15 protein-coding genes are annotated in these 16,828 nt (G+C 41.7%); 7 read left to right on the top strand and 8 right to left on the bottom strand.

Going from position 1 to position 16,828, the window contains the following annotated elements:
* Positions 1-5: 5 nt before the first annotated feature.
* From ACFQ1G_RS12520 to ACFQ1G_RS12550, 7 genes are all read left to right on the top strand, one after another.
* Positions 6-1,088 (top strand): diphosphomevalonate/mevalonate 3,5-bisphosphate decarboxylase family protein, encoded by a 1,083-nt coding sequence (locus ACFQ1G_RS12520; RefSeq protein WP_380740051.1) that lies wholly within the window; start codon positions 6-8, stop codon positions 1,086-1,088.
* 109 nt (positions 1,089-1,197) lie between these two features.
* Entirely contained in the window at positions 1,198-2,136 is a 939-nt protein-coding gene (locus ACFQ1G_RS12525) for a mevalonate kinase family protein (protein ID WP_380740053.1), read from the top strand.
* 7 nt (positions 2,137-2,143) lie between these two features.
* Positions 2,144-3,049: a geranylgeranylglycerol-phosphate geranylgeranyltransferase gene (locus tag ACFQ1G_RS12530; protein WP_380740055.1), complete on the top strand. Its 906-nt coding sequence runs from the start codon at positions 2,144-2,146 to the stop codon at positions 3,047-3,049.
* A 93-nt stretch (positions 3,050-3,142) separates the two neighbouring features.
* Entirely contained in the window at positions 3,143-4,018 is an 876-nt protein-coding gene (locus ACFQ1G_RS12535) for a pseudouridine synthase (RefSeq protein WP_380740057.1), read from the top strand.
* 319 nt (positions 4,019-4,337) lie between these two features.
* Positions 4,338-5,732: an arginine decarboxylase gene (locus ACFQ1G_RS12540; protein WP_380740059.1), complete on the top strand. Its 1,395-nt coding sequence runs from the start codon at positions 4,338-4,340 to the stop codon at positions 5,730-5,732.
* A gap of 70 nt (positions 5,733-5,802) precedes the next feature.
* The gene (speB, locus tag ACFQ1G_RS12545) at positions 5,803-6,681 is read left to right on the top strand and encodes an agmatinase (protein WP_380740061.1); all 879 of its coding nucleotides are present in this window, start codon (positions 5,803-5,805) and stop codon (positions 6,679-6,681) included.
* Positions 6,674-7,645, top strand: coding sequence for a deoxyhypusine synthase family protein (locus ACFQ1G_RS12550; RefSeq protein WP_380740063.1), 972 nt, complete (start codon positions 6,674-6,676; stop codon positions 7,643-7,645). The genes speB and ACFQ1G_RS12550 overlap by 8 nt, the downstream gene beginning before the upstream one ends.
* A gap of 60 nt (positions 7,646-7,705) precedes the next feature.
* On the opposite strand, the gene mptB is transcribed toward ACFQ1G_RS12550, so the two are convergent.
* Genes mptB through arsS form a run of 8 tightly spaced genes read right to left on the bottom strand, consistent with a single transcriptional unit; the run spans position 7,706 to position 16,692 of the window.
* Positions 7,706-9,082, bottom strand: coding sequence for a polyprenol phosphomannose-dependent alpha 1,6 mannosyltransferase MptB (gene mptB, locus ACFQ1G_RS12555; protein WP_380740065.1), 1,377 nt, complete (start codon positions 9,080-9,082; stop codon positions 7,706-7,708).
* Entirely contained in the window at positions 9,079-10,587 is a 1,509-nt protein-coding gene (locus ACFQ1G_RS12560) for a cellulose synthase family protein (protein ID WP_380740067.1), read from the bottom strand. The genes mptB and ACFQ1G_RS12560 overlap by 4 nt, the downstream gene beginning before the upstream one ends.
* Positions 10,587-11,276, bottom strand: a complete 690-nt coding sequence (locus ACFQ1G_RS12565; protein ID WP_380740069.1) for a glycosyltransferase family 2 protein — start codon at positions 11,274-11,276, stop codon at positions 10,587-10,589. Before ACFQ1G_RS12565 ends, ACFQ1G_RS12560 begins: the two co-directional genes overlap by 1 nt.
* Positions 11,277-11,317: 41 nt before the next feature.
* On the bottom strand, positions 11,318-12,895 hold the full coding sequence (locus ACFQ1G_RS12570) for a 4Fe-4S binding protein (protein WP_380740071.1): 1,578 nt from the start codon (positions 12,893-12,895) through the stop codon (positions 11,318-11,320).
* Between the two features lie 3 nt (positions 12,896-12,898).
* Positions 12,899-14,185: an NAD(P)/FAD-dependent oxidoreductase gene (locus tag ACFQ1G_RS12575; protein WP_380740073.1), complete on the bottom strand. Its 1,287-nt coding sequence runs from the start codon at positions 14,183-14,185 to the stop codon at positions 12,899-12,901.
* Complete coding sequence (locus ACFQ1G_RS12580; protein WP_380740075.1) at positions 14,185-15,015, bottom strand: purine-nucleoside phosphorylase; 831 nt, start codon at positions 15,013-15,015, stop codon at positions 14,185-14,187. The genes ACFQ1G_RS12575 and ACFQ1G_RS12580 overlap by 1 nt, the downstream gene beginning before the upstream one ends.
* Positions 15,012-15,626, bottom strand: a complete 615-nt coding sequence (locus ACFQ1G_RS12585; protein ID WP_380740077.1) for a TIGR04282 family arsenosugar biosynthesis glycosyltransferase — start codon at positions 15,624-15,626, stop codon at positions 15,012-15,014. Before ACFQ1G_RS12585 ends, ACFQ1G_RS12580 begins: the two co-directional genes overlap by 4 nt.
* A 10-nt stretch (positions 15,627-15,636) precedes the next feature.
* Positions 15,637-16,692 (bottom strand): arsenosugar biosynthesis radical SAM (seleno)protein ArsS, encoded by a 1,056-nt coding sequence (arsS, locus tag ACFQ1G_RS12590; protein WP_380740079.1) that lies wholly within the window; start codon positions 16,690-16,692, stop codon positions 15,637-15,639.
* Positions 16,693-16,828 lie beyond the last annotated feature (136 nt).

Raw genomic sequence — 16,828 nt, forward strand, 5'->3', positions numbered from 1 at the left:
CAAGAATGACCGAACAAGATTTTATTCCGAAATCCTATACAAAAGAGGTGGGATCGGGGAAAGTGACCTGGCAGAGTCCCAGTAATATCGCATTGGTAAAATATTGGGGGAAAAGGGAGAACCAGATCCCGGCGAATCCTTCTATCAGTTTTACGCTTGATACCTGCAGGACCACGACCAGCCTGGATTTTCAAAAAAAGGAAAAAGGAACCGATTTTGATTTCGAGTTGTTCTTTGAAAATGAGAAAAAGGAGTCTTTTAAACCGAAGATCATTAAGTTTTTTGAAAGAGTTGAAGAGTATTTGCCTTTTTTGAAGGAATACAAGTTTACCATTCAAACTTCCAATTCCTTTCCTCACAGCAGCGGGATCGCATCATCGGCCAGCGGGATGAGTGCCCTGGCACTTTGTCTCATGAACCTTGAAAAGCAGTTGAATCCCGGAATGAGCGAGGAATATTTTAACCGGAAAGCTTCATTTTTGGCGAGGCTTGGTTCAGGAAGCGCTTGCAGGAGTATTAAAGGAAATTTGGTAGCCTGGGGAGAGCATAAAAATATAGCTGAAAGCAGCGATCTTTATGGTGTGGAGTTTCAGCATCCCGTACACGAGAATTTCAGAAACTACCAGGATACCATTCTGTTGGTTGATAAAGGAGAAAAGCAGGTGAGTAGTACCCTTGGTCATGACCTGATGAATGGTCATCCCTATGCGGAGAGACGTTTTCAACAGGCTCACGAAAATTTAGATCTTTTAAAAGGAATTTTTGAGAAGGGAGATCTTTCCGCATTCACAAAAGTAGTGGAAAGCGAGGCCCTGACCCTTCACGCAATGATGATGACGAGTCAGCCGTATTTTCTTCTTATGAAACCGAATACTTTGGAGATCATCAACAAAGTGTTTGATTTTAGGGAGAGAACGGGGCTTCACCTTTGCTTTACGCTTGACGCCGGTGCAAATGTGCATTTGCTTTATCCTGAAACTGAAAAAGAAGAGACTCTGGAGTTTATCAAGGCTAACCTGCTGCAATACTGCCAAAATGAGCAATACATAACAGATAGGGTAGGAAAAGGTGCCAAAAAACTGGCTTAAAAATTGAATTTATTACCTCTGACCGTTAGGAAGTTGTATATTTGCGATTCGATGTCAAACTAAGGGTGAGGGAAATTTATTACCTTTACTATGCCTAATGCAGATCGCTATGAAAGGACCTTTATTTTATTCTAAGATTTTACTCTTTGGAGAGTACGGGATCATCAAAGATTCCAAAGGTTTGTCCATTCCTTATAACTTTTATAACGGGGCTTTGAAGGTGGATGAAAATCCTTCTGAAGAAGCCATCGAATCGAACCGTCGTCTAAGGTTGTTTGCAGATTATTTGCAGACACTTCAAATAGAGAAGCCTTCTTTGGTGCAATTCGATATGGAAGATCTGTACAAGGACATCGACAGGGGTATGTATTTTGACTCCAGTATTCCGCAAGGGTATGGAGTAGGTAGCAGCGGGGCTTTGGTCGCGGCTATTTATGATGAATATGCTGTTGAAAAGATCACTGTTTTAGAAAATCTTACCCGTGAAAAACTGTTGAAGCTGAAGTCTATCTTTGGTGAAATGGAATCTTTCTTCCACGGAAAGTCTTCAGGATTGGATCCTTTAAATTCTTATTTGAGTATTCCGATCCTTATCAATTCAAAAGATAATATCGAGCCTGCCGGAATTCCTTCCCAGACGCAAAATGGAAAAGGTGCTGTTTTCTTACTGGACAGCGGATCTGTTGGAGAAACTGCTCCAATGGTAAATATTTTCATGGAGAACATGAAACAGGAACCTTTCAGAAAGATGCTGAAAGATCAATTTGTGAAGCATACAGATGCCTGTGTGGATGACTTTTTACAAGGTGATGTAAAATCCCTTTTCGGAAATATTAAAAAGTTATCTCACGTGGTACTTGATAATTTCAAACCTATGATCCCTGCGCAATTCCACAAATTGTGGCAAAAGGGTATCGAGACCAACGAATACTACCTTAAGCTTTGCGGCTCAGGTGGAGGTGGTTACATTTTAGGATTTACAGAAGATATTGATAAGGCAAGGAAATCGTTGAAGGATTATCGTCTGGAAGTGGTCTACAACTTCTAAGAACGCGATGGTTTCCATATCAAAAAAGCGTCTTTTACTCAAGATTGTAAGTTTCTTTTCGGTTATTAGAGGATATAACCTCTTAGTGCTGGTTATTGCCCAATACCTTACCTCCATGTTCATTCTCCAGCCTGAACATCGTTTAGGAAAGGTGCTTTTTGATCCTAATCTATTCTTCTTAGTGCTTTCTACGGCTACAGTCATTGCCGCAGGGTATATTATCAATAATTTTTACGACAGCGAAAAGGACCTTATAAACAGGCCTCAAAAGACCATGTTAGACAGGTTTGTAAGTCAGCGCACAAAACTGTCGGTCTACTTTATTCTCAATCTGGCAGGGATTTTCTTCGCCAGTTATGTTTCCTTCCGGGCGGTGGTGTTCTTTTCTATTTACATTTTCGTGATCTGGTTCTATTCACACAGGTTGAAAAAGATCTTGTTTTTAAACAACCTTGTAGCTTCAGTACTAACTATTACCCCATTTTTCGCTGTCTTTGTCTATTATAAGAATTTAGAAACCGTCATTTTTGTCCATGCCACATTTCTGTATTTAATGATCGTGATGAGGGAATTAGTGAAGGACCTTGAAAATATGAAAGGCGACCTGATTCAGGGGTACAGGACCATTCCAATCGTTTATGGAGAAAGGCTTAGTAAAGCCCTTTTATCGGGACTTTCGGTGATCTCATTTATTCCGGCTTATCTTCTGATTAATTATTTCGAGATCGGGAAAATGGATATCTTTTTTTACAGCGTTTTCGGGTTATTGATAATCTTTCTGCTTATTTTATATTTCAGCAAAGCCAAGTGGCAATACCTTCTTTTGCATAATTTGTTGAAGTTCATAATTGTATCAGGGGTATTCAGTATTCTTCTTATCGATATTGAAGCCTTGCTAAGCAGGGTGTTTTAACCTTTTTCCTTCGGAATTTTTCCGTTTTTAACTTACCTATTTTAAAAATTGTATTGTAATACAAACTCTTATCTTTGCACAAAATAATTTACTATGAGTAGAAATGAAAGGTCATCGGGTAAAAAGTACGGTGGAAGACAGGGCGGAGAGCGCAAAAAGTCGCATGCCCGCGGAAACGCACCGGTGAACCAAAATGAAAAGGATCCAAAAACCATGTCCAGAGGCAACGCTCCCGTAAAGAAAAAGCAGGGAGAAAAGTCTGATGGCATGCGTCTTAATAAATATGTTGCCAATTCTGGAATTTGTTCCAGAAGAGATGCAGATATCTACATTGCTGCAGGGAATGTTTCGGTGAATGGAGAAGTGATCACTGAAATGGGTTATAAAGTGAAACTTACCGATGAGGTTAAGTTTGACGGTCGAAAGATCAATCCAGAAAAACCGGAATACATTTTACTAAATAAGCCTAAAGGTTTTTACGTGACAGGAAGTCTTGAGAAAAAGAACCGTACGGTTATGGATCTTATTGCTAATGCATCAAAGGCTAAACTTGATCCCGTTGGGAAACTTGACACGCAGGCTACAGGATTGTTGCTTTTCACTAATGACGGTACCATGGCTAAGAAACTTGCCAATCCTAAAAATGGGATCAGGCAGATCTATCACCTGGAACTGGATAAAGAGCTTTCTTACGATGACCTTCAAAAGATCAAGGAAGGTGTGAATCTGGAAGACGGCACCGTAAAGGTAACAGAGATAAGCTATGTAGAGAATCGTCCAAAACGTGAGGTAGGACTGGAAATTAGAAGCACTAAAAGCCATATTGTACAGCGAATTTTTAAGAGTCTTAATTACGAGATCGTGAAACTTGACCGCGTGGTTTTCGGTGGATTGACCAAAAAAGACCTGCCAAGAGGACACTGGAGAGTATTGACAAAACAGGAGCTCATCAATCTTGGAAATATTTAAAGAATTCCTCCAAAAATATAGCGGGCTAAGTATTTGACCTGCAGGCACTGAGTCCGTGAAACGGGCTTCGAAATTATAGAGCCGAAAAATTGCAGTTTGATTAAAAAAAAACCGCAACGTTTCGGCTTTTTAAATACATTTGCTTTTGCTAAGCTAAAACAATGAAATATTACAAGAAGGCCTCAAACCTTCGATTATTGTCTTTCTTACTTTCCGGCACTGCTTTCCGCAGGAGCCTTAACAAAGTTTTATCACCTTATTTTTTTAGCATTGGCTGATAATTTCTACTTTTTGATTTTTAATTTTTACAACTTTTCAATTGAATACTAAATACAGCGATTTAATCGACCAGACCTACTATTTTCCTCAGGAGGAATTTAAGGTTGAAGGCAGTGAATTGCAGTTCCATGGAATCGACCTCATGGGGTTGGTGAAAGAATATGGAGCTCCCTTAAAGTTCACATACCTGCCAAAGATCTCAGAGAATATTAACAAAGCCAAGACCTGGTTTGCAGAGGCTCTCGAAAAGAACAATTACAAAGGGAGTTATAATTACTGCTATTGTACCAAAAGTTCACATTTTGAACACGTCCTGAACGAGGCTCTAAAGAATGATATTCATATCGAAACCTCTTCGGCGGTTGATATCAATATAGTGGAAGCCTTAAAAGAGAAGGGAAAGATCACAGATGACACGTATGTGATCTGTAACGGATTCAAGCGGGATCAATATATCTCGAACATTGCCCGTTTGATCAATGAAGGTCATAATAACTGTATCCCCATCATAGATAATTATGAGGAGATCGATCTTTTATCAAATTCTATAGACGGGAAGTATAAGATCGGGATCAGGATCGCTTCGGAAGAAGAGCCGAAATTCGAATTTTATACCTCCAGATTAGGGATAGGTTATAAGAACATCGTGCCTTTCTTCAATAAGCAGATTAAAGAAAACGAGCAGGTAGAGCTGAAGATGCTGCACTTCTTCATCAATACCGGGATTCGCGATACTGCTTATTACTGGAACGAATTGCTGAAATGTCTAAAGGTGTATATCAACCTGAAGCGGGTATGTCCTACGCTGGACAGCCTGAATATTGGAGGAGGTTTCCCGGTGAAAAATTCCCTGGCTTTTGATTATGACTATAAATACATGATCGACGAGATCGTGAACCAGATCAAACTTGCCTGTGACGAAGCAGAAGTAGAGGTGCCAAATATCTTTACTGAATTCGGATCTTTTACAGTAGGTGAAAGTGGAGGAGCCATTTATGAGATCCTTTATCAGAAGCAACAGAACGATCGTGAAAAATGGAATATGATAAACTCGTCATTCATTACCACGCTTCCTGATACCTGGGCTATCAGTAAAAAATTCGTGATGCTGGCAGTTAACAGGTGGAATGATGAATATGAGCGTGTGCTTTTAGGCGGATTGACCTGCGATAGCGATGATTATTACAACAGTGAACAACACACCAACGCCATCTATCTTCCGAAATATAAAAAGGAGAAGCCTTTATATATAGGATTTTTCAATACCGGGGCATATCAGGATACCATTGGTGGATTTGGTGGTTTGCAGCATTGTTTGATCCCGCAGCCAAAGCAATTGTTGATCAACAGGGATGAAAATGGGAATTTAGAAACAACCTTATACAGTGAACAGCAGGAGCCGAAAGACTTCCTGAAAATTCTGGGTTATAAATAATTAGGTGAATTTTTTTGTTATTTTTAAATAGTGAAGCAATTAATTTTAAAAGCAATAATTACTGCCAACCATGAGTAAAAAGAATTACGCCGGCATTCCGGACAAGTATGCACGCTTAGATGACGCGAAAGTAGTTTTAATCCCGGTACCCTATGATGGGACAAGTACCTGGCAAAAAGGAGCCGATAAAGGTCCTGATGCTTTCCTGGATGCGTCAGAAAACATGGAACTTTTTGACATAGAAACCCGAACTGAGGTTTATAAAAAGGGAGTTTACCTTGCTCCTCCGGTAACCGAAGATTCTTCTCCTGAGAAAATGGTGGAGGCAGTATACAAGACCACGAAAAATTACCTGAAACAGGAGAAATTCGTGACTTTATTCGGTGGGGAACACTCTATTTCTATTGGAACTATAAGAGCTTTCAATGAGACTTTTGAGGATCTTACCGTAGTGCAGCTTGATGCGCATGCCGATCTTAGACCCGAATATGAAGGTTCAACTTGCAACCATGCCTGTGCTGTTCACGAAGCGAGCAAGAATACAAACCTTATCCAGGTAGGTATTCGTTCTATGGACGTTTCCGAACTGGATCATATGGATGAGAACCAGGTTTATTTTGCTCACAACCTTTATGAGGACTGGATGGATGACGCGATAGGGCAAATGACTCCGAATGTTTTCATTACCATCGACCTTGATGTGTTTGATCCTTCGATCGCACCATCAACAGGTACACCTGAACCGGGTGGAATGTTCTGGTATGAAACCCTGGAGTTCATAAAAATGATGTTCAAGAAAAAGAATGTGGTTGGTTTTGATATCGTGGAACTTAATCCTAACGAAAAAGAAAAATCAACCGACTTTTTAGCGGCAAAACTGTATTACAAGATGCTTAGCTACAAATTCAAATATTTAAATTATAACGAAGAAGACGAAGAAGATGAGTAAAGGAGCGATTACAGAATTCCTGGAAAAATATTATAAGCACTTTAATGCGGCCGCTCTTGTAGATGCCTCTAAAGGCTATCAGGATCAGCTTGCGAGCGGTTCTAAAATGTTGGTTTCCCTTGCGGGAGCAATGAGTACTGCCGAACTAGGGAAGATCTTCGCCGAAGTGATCCGTCAGGATAAGGTGCACATCATTTCATGTACCGGTGCCAACCTTGAGGAGGATGTCATGAACCTGGTGGCTCATTCACATTACGAAAGAGTACCTCATTATCGTGACCTTACCGCGCAGGATGAGTGGGATCTTTTAGAAAGAGGTCTTAACAGAGTGACCGATACCTGTATTCCGGAAGAAGAGGCTTTCCGAAGAATTCAGAAGCATATCGTAAAGATCTGGAAAGATGCCGAAGCTAATGGAGAACGTTATTTTCCGCATGAATTCATGTACAAGCTTTTGCTTTCGGGAGCTTTGGAAGAGTATTACGAGATCGACCTGAAGGATTCGTGGATGTATGCTGCAGCTGAAAAGAACCTGCCGATGGTAGTTCCGGGATGGGAAGACAGTACCATGGGGAACATTTTTGCATCATATGTACTGAAAGGAGAACTGAAGGCCAGCACCGTGAAATCAGGAATCGAGTATATGACCTTCCTTGCCGACTGGTACACTGAGAATTCTAAGAACGGGATCGGTTTCTTCCAGATCGGAGGAGGTATTGCCGGCGATTTTCCAATTTGCGTAGTGCCTATGCTTTACCAGGATATGGAACGTACAGATACTCCTTTCTGGAGCTATTTCTGCCAGATCTCTGATTCTACCACCAGCTACGGAAGTTATTCCGGGGCGGTACCTAATGAAAAGATCACCTGGGGGAAACTGGACATTAATACTCCTAAATATATTATAGAAAGTGACGCTACGATCGTAGCGCCATTGGTTTTCGCTTATTTACTGGAAATGTAAAAGCGACTTTTTGAAATTTTAAAAACTCCGAAAGCTGAAAAGTTTTCGGAGTTTTTTGTTTTAAACCGAAGTGTATTCTTCCTTAGGTTTTATCCGGGTTCCTTTTAAGAGTCCTTTTTTTGAAAATTCCCATGCCATAAACCCAAAGACCAACAGATATTCCAAGCCTACTACCCAAAGGTTTTCATTAAAATCAGGATGAGAGTAGGCAAAATAGCTTAAGATCACTGTAAAGCTCCAAACCAACATATACCTGTAGGGCGTAAAAATGGAGAGGATCAAAGGAGTCGCGAGGTACCACGGGTGGACCGTGGTCGCCAGGAACAGGTACAGGCTCATCGCAAAAAGCATGGAAGTGCTGAGGTTTTTCAGATCTGTATTTTTTCTGGAAAAAGCTAATATTAGGACCCCACAGAAAACCAGAAATCCAAGTAGAGGTCCGGCTATTTGAATGATGTTATAGCCTTCCATCAGGAATCCAATTTCACGAACCAGGTAGTAGATACTGGCGTTGAATTCAAATTTTTGGAACCACAGGTTGATACTCGCGAAGTAGTTTTCGAAAAACCGTGACGAAATAAATGGTAGAAAAAAGAGGAGAATCAAAAATGCCACTACCAGGTAGTATTGGAATGCCTTTTTAGATCCAAGTCGTTTAAAGAAAAGAGGCAGGAAAAGCAGGGGTATCAATTTGACAGAAACTGAGCAGGCAAGAAATACCGCGCTCCATACCCATTTCTTCTGCGTGAGGAAATAAAGTGCCGCGAGTAGGAAAAAGATCATTACTCCTTCAAAATGGAGGTTTCCGGTTAGTTCGATAATTACAAAAGGATTCAATAAAAACCAGAAAATGCGGTTTTCGGGAAGATTTATTGATCGAAGCAGCTTTCTTCCGAAATACAGAATTCCTATGTCTGCCGCAATAATGATAGTTCTTAGCGTCACTACAGATACTAAAATGCTTTTTCCACCGATAAAAGCTGACAGGGCAAATAATACCTGGTTCAAAGGCGGATAATTAGTGGGATTTCCGGCACTTAAACTACCCATTCCTGTGATCAGTTCATTTGCGCCTGGGAATGGAAGGTCACCCGTGGGAAGGTATTCTGCCGGGATGCTGAGATAAGGATTCAAGCCCTGCAAAAAAATCTTTCCATCCCATAGAAACCGGTAAAAATCCTGTGACAGGTTTGGGATGGAAAAAAGGAAGACCAACCTGAATAATATCGTGGCAGCCACCAGGAAATTAAAGTTGAGTCTTTCCATCTGGAAGAACTTCCAGCTCGCGAAAAAGAGGGCGGCATAGAGAGAAAACAGCTTAATGAAATCTGTCCGGTCCAGATCATATCCGAAAGACCAGTAAAATCCGCAGATAGATATAAAAAAGAGTAAAGGAAACTTATGAAGGCTTAACTGTTCTTTCAAATTCGAGATCATAAACGGTCACTATTTAGGTCTGTCCGGGGTTTTCTCCATCTCGTAAATCCTGCCGGAAAAAGAGAAGTTAAAACCACGTATGCGAATCCGAAGAACAACATGAAGTGGAACAGGATCAATCTGTAATTCTCGATCTTAAAAGCCGAATAGATCGCAAAGGCGAACAGGCATATCAGAAGAATCTCTAGAATTAGCTGTCCGGTAATTTGTATTCTTCCAACTTCTTTAAAATTACTTTTTCCGGCGATATTGAATTTTGGTGTCCGGATGAAAGCGCTCTTTTTTCCGAAATGTCCTTCAAGAACCGCTCTGGAATTATGCAGGGAGAAGCCCATTGCTATGGAGAAAAATGTAAAGAACATCCAGCAGTATTTGAAAAAGCTTCGCAGGCCGCTCCCTTCAGTTTTAGAAAAAGATACCCAGTAGGATAAAAAGAAGATCAGGGTACTAATGCTGAAAAAGGTAAGTATCCCTCCAAAAATACTGTCCAGTGATCCTTGTGTAGTGAATAAAAGTGGTACACTGATCAATGAGAGCACGAATACCAGAAGAAAAAGACTGCTGTTCAAAAGATGAAAGAAGCTATGGATCTTGGTGCCCAAAGGTATGCCTGACTTCCGGAGCATTTTGCTGAAGTTCTTTTGAAAATTTTCGGCAGCGCCTTTGTTCCAGCGAAACTGTTGTGATTTTGCAGCATTTATGGTGATGGGCAGTTCGGCGGGAGTCTCAACTTCTTCCAGATATTTGAATTTCCAGCCTTTCAACTGCGCGCGGTAACTGAGGTCAAGATCTTCTGTAAGGGTATCTCCCGACCAATTTCCTGCGTCCATGATACAGGATTTTCTCCAGATCCCGGCGGTACCATTAAAATTTATAAAATGATGGCCGGCGTTACGGCCGTTCTGTTCCAGGATGAAATGGAAATCCAGTAGAAATGCCTGTAACTTTGTTAATAAGGAATAATTTCTGTTCAGATGACCCCAGCGGGTTTGGACCACTCCAATTTTGTCATTTTTGAAATAAGGAAGCGTCTTTTTTAACCAGTCAGGCTTCGGAAGGAAATCGGAATCAAAGATGGCTATGAATTCCCCTTTTGCTGATTTGAGACCTTCTTTTAAGGCTCCTGCTTTGAATCCCGTGCGTTTGGTACGGTGAAGGAGCCGCATATCAATTCCGGTGGATTGGATTTCCCTGACGAGCCTCCGGGTTATTTCCAGGGAGTCATCAGTTGAGTCATCAAGCACCTGGATCTCCAGTTTATTCTTTGGGTAATCGATTCGGGCAATATTCTTCAGCAGCCTTTCCACAACAGGCTTTTCATTGTAAAGCGGGAGCTGAATTGTTACATTCGGAAACCGGGAAATATCTTTAAAATCCCATTTTTCAGCATCTGGTTTATTCTTGAGATTTTTGCGATAATTCAGCAGTAAATTAAGCTGGACGAGACTGTACAGGAAGATGATGAACAAGAGAAAAGTAAAGATCGCCAGGATTGCTGTTTCCATCACTTAAAGCTGTATTTAAAGATCCAACCCAGGATTTTTACACCTGCCATGACCGCGCCTTTCACCGTTCCCGACACTTTTGATTCTCCTATGCGGTTCCTGTAATGTACAGGCACTTCTTCATAAGAATAATCTTTTTTGAGCGCCTTCAACTGCATTTCTACGGTCCAGCCATAGGTCTTGTCTTCCATGTTCAGGGCCAAAAGTTTATCATACTTGACCGCCCTGAAAGGTCCCAGATCTGTAAATCTCGCATTAAAGAACAATTTCATAAGATTCGTGGCAAGCCAGTTTCCGAAGATCTGAGGACCGGTCATAGCTCCTTTTTCACGAAGATCTTTTCTTCTTGCTCCAATGACAAGATCCATATTTCTTTCAGTAATAGGAGATATGATCTTATCCATTTCTTCGGGATAATCACTGTAATCGCCATCTAAAAATACGATAATTTCGGGTTTATCCGGTTGTGAGGCAATATGTTCCATTCCCTTTAAACATGCGTGGCCATATCCTTTTCGGGTTTCGGAAAGAACAGTTGCCCCTGCCTTACGGGCGTTTTCCTCGGTGGCATCGGTTGAATTATTGCTCACCACGATCACCTCATCCACATATTCCGGAATATCATTGACCACCAGGCCTATGGAAGCTGCTTCATTATAGGCCGGAATAATAACTTTTATAATTGGCATATTACAAAGAAAAGCATTGCAGGAAAAAGCTCCTTAAAAAATCAATTTTTTCGGGCGTCGTGTTTCTGTTGTTTGATAAGGTCCAGTAGATCCACATCATTGCCCAATAATACCGCATCTCCGTTTATTCTTCCTTCTTTAGAACCATTTTCAAGTTTAAGCACCCCGCGCGGACACACAGCTGCACAAATTCCGCAACCCACACAACTGGAACGCACAATATTTTCCCCTTTCTGAGCATAAGCCCGTACATCAATTCCCATTTCGCAGTAGGTAGAACAATTTCCGCAGGAGATACACTGACCTCCATTGGTAGTTATCCTGAATTTGGAAAACAAACGCTGTTGCATTCCCAGAATGGCGGCCATGGGGCAACCATAACGACACCAAACCCGGTTTCCGAAAATGGGGTAAAAACCTACACCTATCACTCCTGAAAAAGCGGCTCCTATCAAGAATCCGTACCACTCCCTAAGTTTATGTCCATAGCTGATCCCGGTGGAATAATACAAAGCGATAATTAACAGCAGAATCACAAAGAAGCCTACCGCACCATATTTGGCGTCTTTAGCCAGTTCTTTCCTTTTAAAGAGCATAATGCCTGAGAAAAGAACGGTGAAAAATATACCACAACTAATAAGGAAGGTGTCTTTTGATAACCAAAACCGTCCCTGGTTCTCATTTAAAAAAGTGTACACCACCGCTATGGTCATTATTACTACGAAGACCAGTACCGTATGGATCAGCCAGCGCTCAAAGATCCAGTTGCTTCGGCTTTTATCTGATAAATGACGAAAAGGATCTCCGGCTGTTTCCGCCATTCCTCCACACCCGCAAACCCAGGAACAATACCATCTTTTCCCGTAGAAATAGGTGAGGATAGGAGTTATTACAAATATGGAAGCTACCCCGAAGCCCAGCATGATCAATCCCACATTTCCGGCAGAAAAGAACTTGTCTAAATTATAGCCCGCGAACAGATCATAATTCAGGGGCCAGATCACATTCGGGTTGAAATATGGCTGATTGAGGCGAATTAGTATTTCAGGAATGATAAATGCGAAACCTAACTGGAAGAACATGACCGAAATGGTTCGTAGGATTTCATATTTGTTATGTCGATATTTAAGAATGAACTTATAGCCGAAGGTCAGGATCGCGATAGTATAAAGAACGCCATAGACGAACCATTGACTGGCTGCATGCCCGTTTATCAATCTGCTCAAAGGATCAAAAAAACCAATGACGCCGGTGTTCTCTCCCTCCGGATTAAAACCCAGATATTCCGGGTACCAATAAAGAATGATATAGAACCAGGTTAGCAGGAGCCCTGCGCCCCAGGCGAGCGATCCCCTGGAAGTTAAGTTTTTGAACCAGACCCCATCGTTTTTAATGCCTGCGGGCTTTCCGAGGTATTGATCGTTCGCATATAATACAACTCCCGTAACTATTAGGCCCAGGGCGATCCAGACAAAATAAAACGGAAGGTCAACATTAAAAATGCTCAGCGTCAATATAAACAGCCCCGTCCATCCCAGTCCGGTAGCGATCTTTTGTACCGTGGAAAGGTGTTTAGGTGGTTCTCCGGTAAGGGACATGTTATGATGGACGGTTGACATAGGTTATAATGTTGTTGTAAGGTTTTGTTTAAATGTTTTGAAAATCTCGCGTTCGTACCTGTCGTAAAATTCAGGATCGAAATTAGCGGCGCGCAAATGACCTAATACAAATTCGACCGATCTTTTTTCATTTAGCCACTTGTCAAAGACCTCGTGACGCATCCTGATCCCAAAGGTGTTGATGCCCAGGAATTCACCATTTTCAAGATCGTATGCTATCGTAATTGACTTTTTTCCATTCTGATGTTCCCAGTGGAAATGTTGTTCGTTGGTTTCCGGATTTGCAGCTACCTGGCCATAGGTCTGGTATTCTATCTCAAAAAATTTGGCGCTGTTGAACCAGTTTCCGGGCTGGTACTTGAACTCATTTCCACAAATGGTCTGGGCTACAGTTTCGCCCATCATTCTGGCAGTGTACCACACGGCCTCAATAGGTTTTCTGCCTTCTGCGGGTTCCTTGTGCTGCGCACAGTCTCCTATGGCATAAACGTTATCAACATTGGTTTTGAAGTAAGGATCTACCAGTATTCCCTGGTCGGTCTCAATGCCCGAATCTTTTAAAAACGAAACATTTGGTTGCACACCAACAGTAAGCCCTACGAGATCTGTTTGGATCTCTTGATTGTCTCGGGTCTTAACTGCCTGCACTCTTTGATCTCCTTTTATATATTCCAGTTCGGTCTGGAAGCGAAGGTCGATCCCATGGCTCGCAATATGTCTTGAAATGAATTCGGCATCCTGTTGCGGCAAAACATTGGCCCAAAAGGCTTTTTCCCTGATGAGCATGGTGACCGGAATATTTCGGGTATGCAGCATTTCTGCCAGTTCCACCCCAATTAATCCACCTCCTACAATTACAGCCTGTCGGCAGTTTTTCGTGTTTTCTTCCAGCAGCATGAGGTCCTGTTTGGTGACTAGTCCCTGCACCCCTTTGAGATCCTGACCTTCCCAGCCTAATTTCCTTGGAAGGGAACCGGTGGCAAGGATAAGTTTGTCATAATGTATTTTTTCGCCATGTGCCAAAAACAAGCTTTTGGAAACGGGTTCTATCTTTTCAACATGATCTTCTATCAGATCTATTCGGTTCTTTTCCCAGAACCATGGCTCATAAGGCTCCAGGTTTTCCCATTTCATGTGGCCCATGTAAACATACATAAGTGCAGTCCTGGAGAAGAAATACTTATTTTCCGAAGAGATGACCGTGATCTTTTTATCGGAAATACGACGGATGTGCCTCGCGGCAGTAATACCGGCGATACCATTTCCTATGATGACCACATGTTCCTGCATTAGGCTATAGATTTTAGTTTTATTCGTTTGATAAGTTCCCGGAATAAAGTGATCATTTGTGGTTCAGCCTGACCGGCTGCTTCAATGATATCCTGGATGTCCACCGGCTGTAAATTATCAGGGTCGCCTTCATCTGTCAATACAGAAACAGCTGCGATAGGAATACCCAGGTGATTGGCAACGATCACTTCGGGTACCGTGCTCATTCCAACGGCATCTGCCCCAATGATCCTTAAATAACGATATTCGGCGCGGGTTTCTAGCTGAGGGCCCGTAACCGCCACATAAACTCCTTTTCTAAGATTGATATTATTTTCTTTAGCGATCTCCTGTAATATCCTTCCACTTTCCTGGTCATAAGGTGCACTCATATCTGTAAACCTGGTGCCAAGATGCTCTACTCCTTTAAAGGCAAGAGGGGAACCTCCCTGTAAATTGATATGATCGTCTATAAGCATGATCTCACCCTTTTTGAATTCCGGATTTATAGATCCGGCCGCATTGGAGATCAGTAATTTTTTAATTCCCAGTCTCTTCATTACCCGTACCGGATAGGTTACATCCCAAAGGGAATAACCTTCGTAAATATGAAAACGGCCCTGCATGACCACCACTTTTTTTCCGTCTAACTTCCCAAAAATCAGCTTCCCTTTATGAAATTCAACGGTTGCCGTTGGGAACCCCGGAATGTGATTATAACTGACTTCGGAAATTATTTCTAACTCGTCTATTAATTTCCCCAGGCCGGTGCCCAGGATTATCCCGATTTCGGGTTTATCAAATCCACGTGCTTCTAAAAATTCGGTAGTTTCCTCTAATGCTTTGATCATTTGTTTTTAATGAAATGCTGCAGTTCAGGATGGGCCTCAAGATCTTTTAAGGTATCAATGTCATTCCTTTCTTCCAGCAAAATTATATGTTCGTTAGTTAAATCTTTTAAGGTTTCCTGAAGTACAGAATCACTGCCCCAGGTCTTGTTTTTAAATAATGTTGAATTTAAGGATTTCTTGCCAATTAGATAATATCCCCCGTCCTGAGCCGGTCCTATCACATACTCATGCTGCTCCAGTTCCAAAAAGGCCTTTTCAAGTTCCTCTTTTTGAAGGTCGTACAGATCGCTTCCAATTATTACAATGTTCGAATACCCTTTTTGAAATCCGTCAATAAAAGCATTTTTCATACGTTCTCCCAAATCAGTTCCCTTCTGGATCGCTTTACTGTAAGTAGATTTGTCCCAAATGTCGCCGGTTTGGATTGCTTCTGAATAATAAACGACCTTATCTACCAGAAGATCGCTGGTCACCTGAAATGTATGTTCCAGAAGAAAATTATACAGCTCTAATGCAGCTTTATCACCAATATCAGCGGCCAGTCTTTTTTTTACCTTCCCTAGCTCAGGGTTCCTGGTGAAGATCATTAACAGGTTTTTATTTTTGGGCATCTTTTTATAATTAAGTTACACTTCCCTGGCAACTGCTGCCTGCACCGGCGGTGCAGCCGTAGCAATGTTGAGAAACAATAATGTCCCGGTCCTGTAATTTTTCCTTCTGGAAATCTTTAATGTGCTTTACTTCTGAATTTACTTTCAGCTCCAGCATCTGGTTAAAGTCACAGTCGTAGAGCCACCCGTCCCAACTAACAGACAGCGTATTGGTGCACATCACATTTTTCACTGCGGAAGGATTAAAAGCTTCCACAAGGGCGTACATGTAATCTTCGTAGTTTTCTGAAGCGATCAAATATTCCAGGAAACGACTTATAGGCAAATTGGTAATGCTGAAAAGCTGGTTGAAAGTGATGCCGAAGTCTTCTTTCAGGGCTTTTTTAAAATCCCGCTCAAGAGCTTCCTGTGAAGCCGGTAAAAATGCGCCGGAGGGATTATACACCAGGTCAAGCTTCAATCCGCTGCCTTCAACTCCATAGCCTGCTGCGTTCAGCATTTTTAAAGCTTCGATAGATCTACCAAAAACTCCGTTCCCGCGCTGTCTGTCGGTTTTTTCTTTTTTGTAGAATGGAAGAGAAGAAACTACGTGTACATTGTGTTTTTTGAAGAACTCAGGTAGATCATGGTATTTTTTATTAGCCACAATGATGGTGAGATTTGACCTTACAATGAAATCTTTAATTCCGGCTTTGGCTGCTTCCTCAACAAACCACCTGAAATTTGGGTTCATTTCGGGAGCTCCCCCAGTAAGATCCAGGGTGTGCGCACCTGAACTTTTGATCACCTCCAAACACTGCTGCATGGTCTCCCGGGTCATAATCTCTTTTCGGTCGGGCCCGGCATCAACATGGCAGTGGGAACAAACCTGGTTGCACATATAGCCCAGGTTGAGTTGTAAAATCTCCAACTCTTTTGGTTTTAGGGGAGCACAACCTGATTTTTCAAGCTTCTCCTTGAATTTGGGTAATTCGCCGTCTTCGAAAATTCCTGAATTCAGAATTTCCAATTGTTTATCAGGATTGGCAAGACTGTTCTTTCTTGCTGAAAGTGATTTTAAAGGCATAAATGTCGATGGGTTATATATTTTCCCGAAAAGGGGAAATCATTTCCTCATTTTAAGATGGCTCTCTGTGCTTCCCTGGATCTGAGATCCCTCGTTCTCTCGAGTTGAACGTCTCCTTCGTCAGCACTCTGTGCTT

The organism is Salinimicrobium gaetbulicola, assembly GCF_042676025.1.
In the GTDB taxonomy this organism is placed as follows: domain Bacteria; phylum Bacteroidota; class Bacteroidia; order Flavobacteriales; family Flavobacteriaceae; genus Salinimicrobium; species Salinimicrobium gaetbulicola.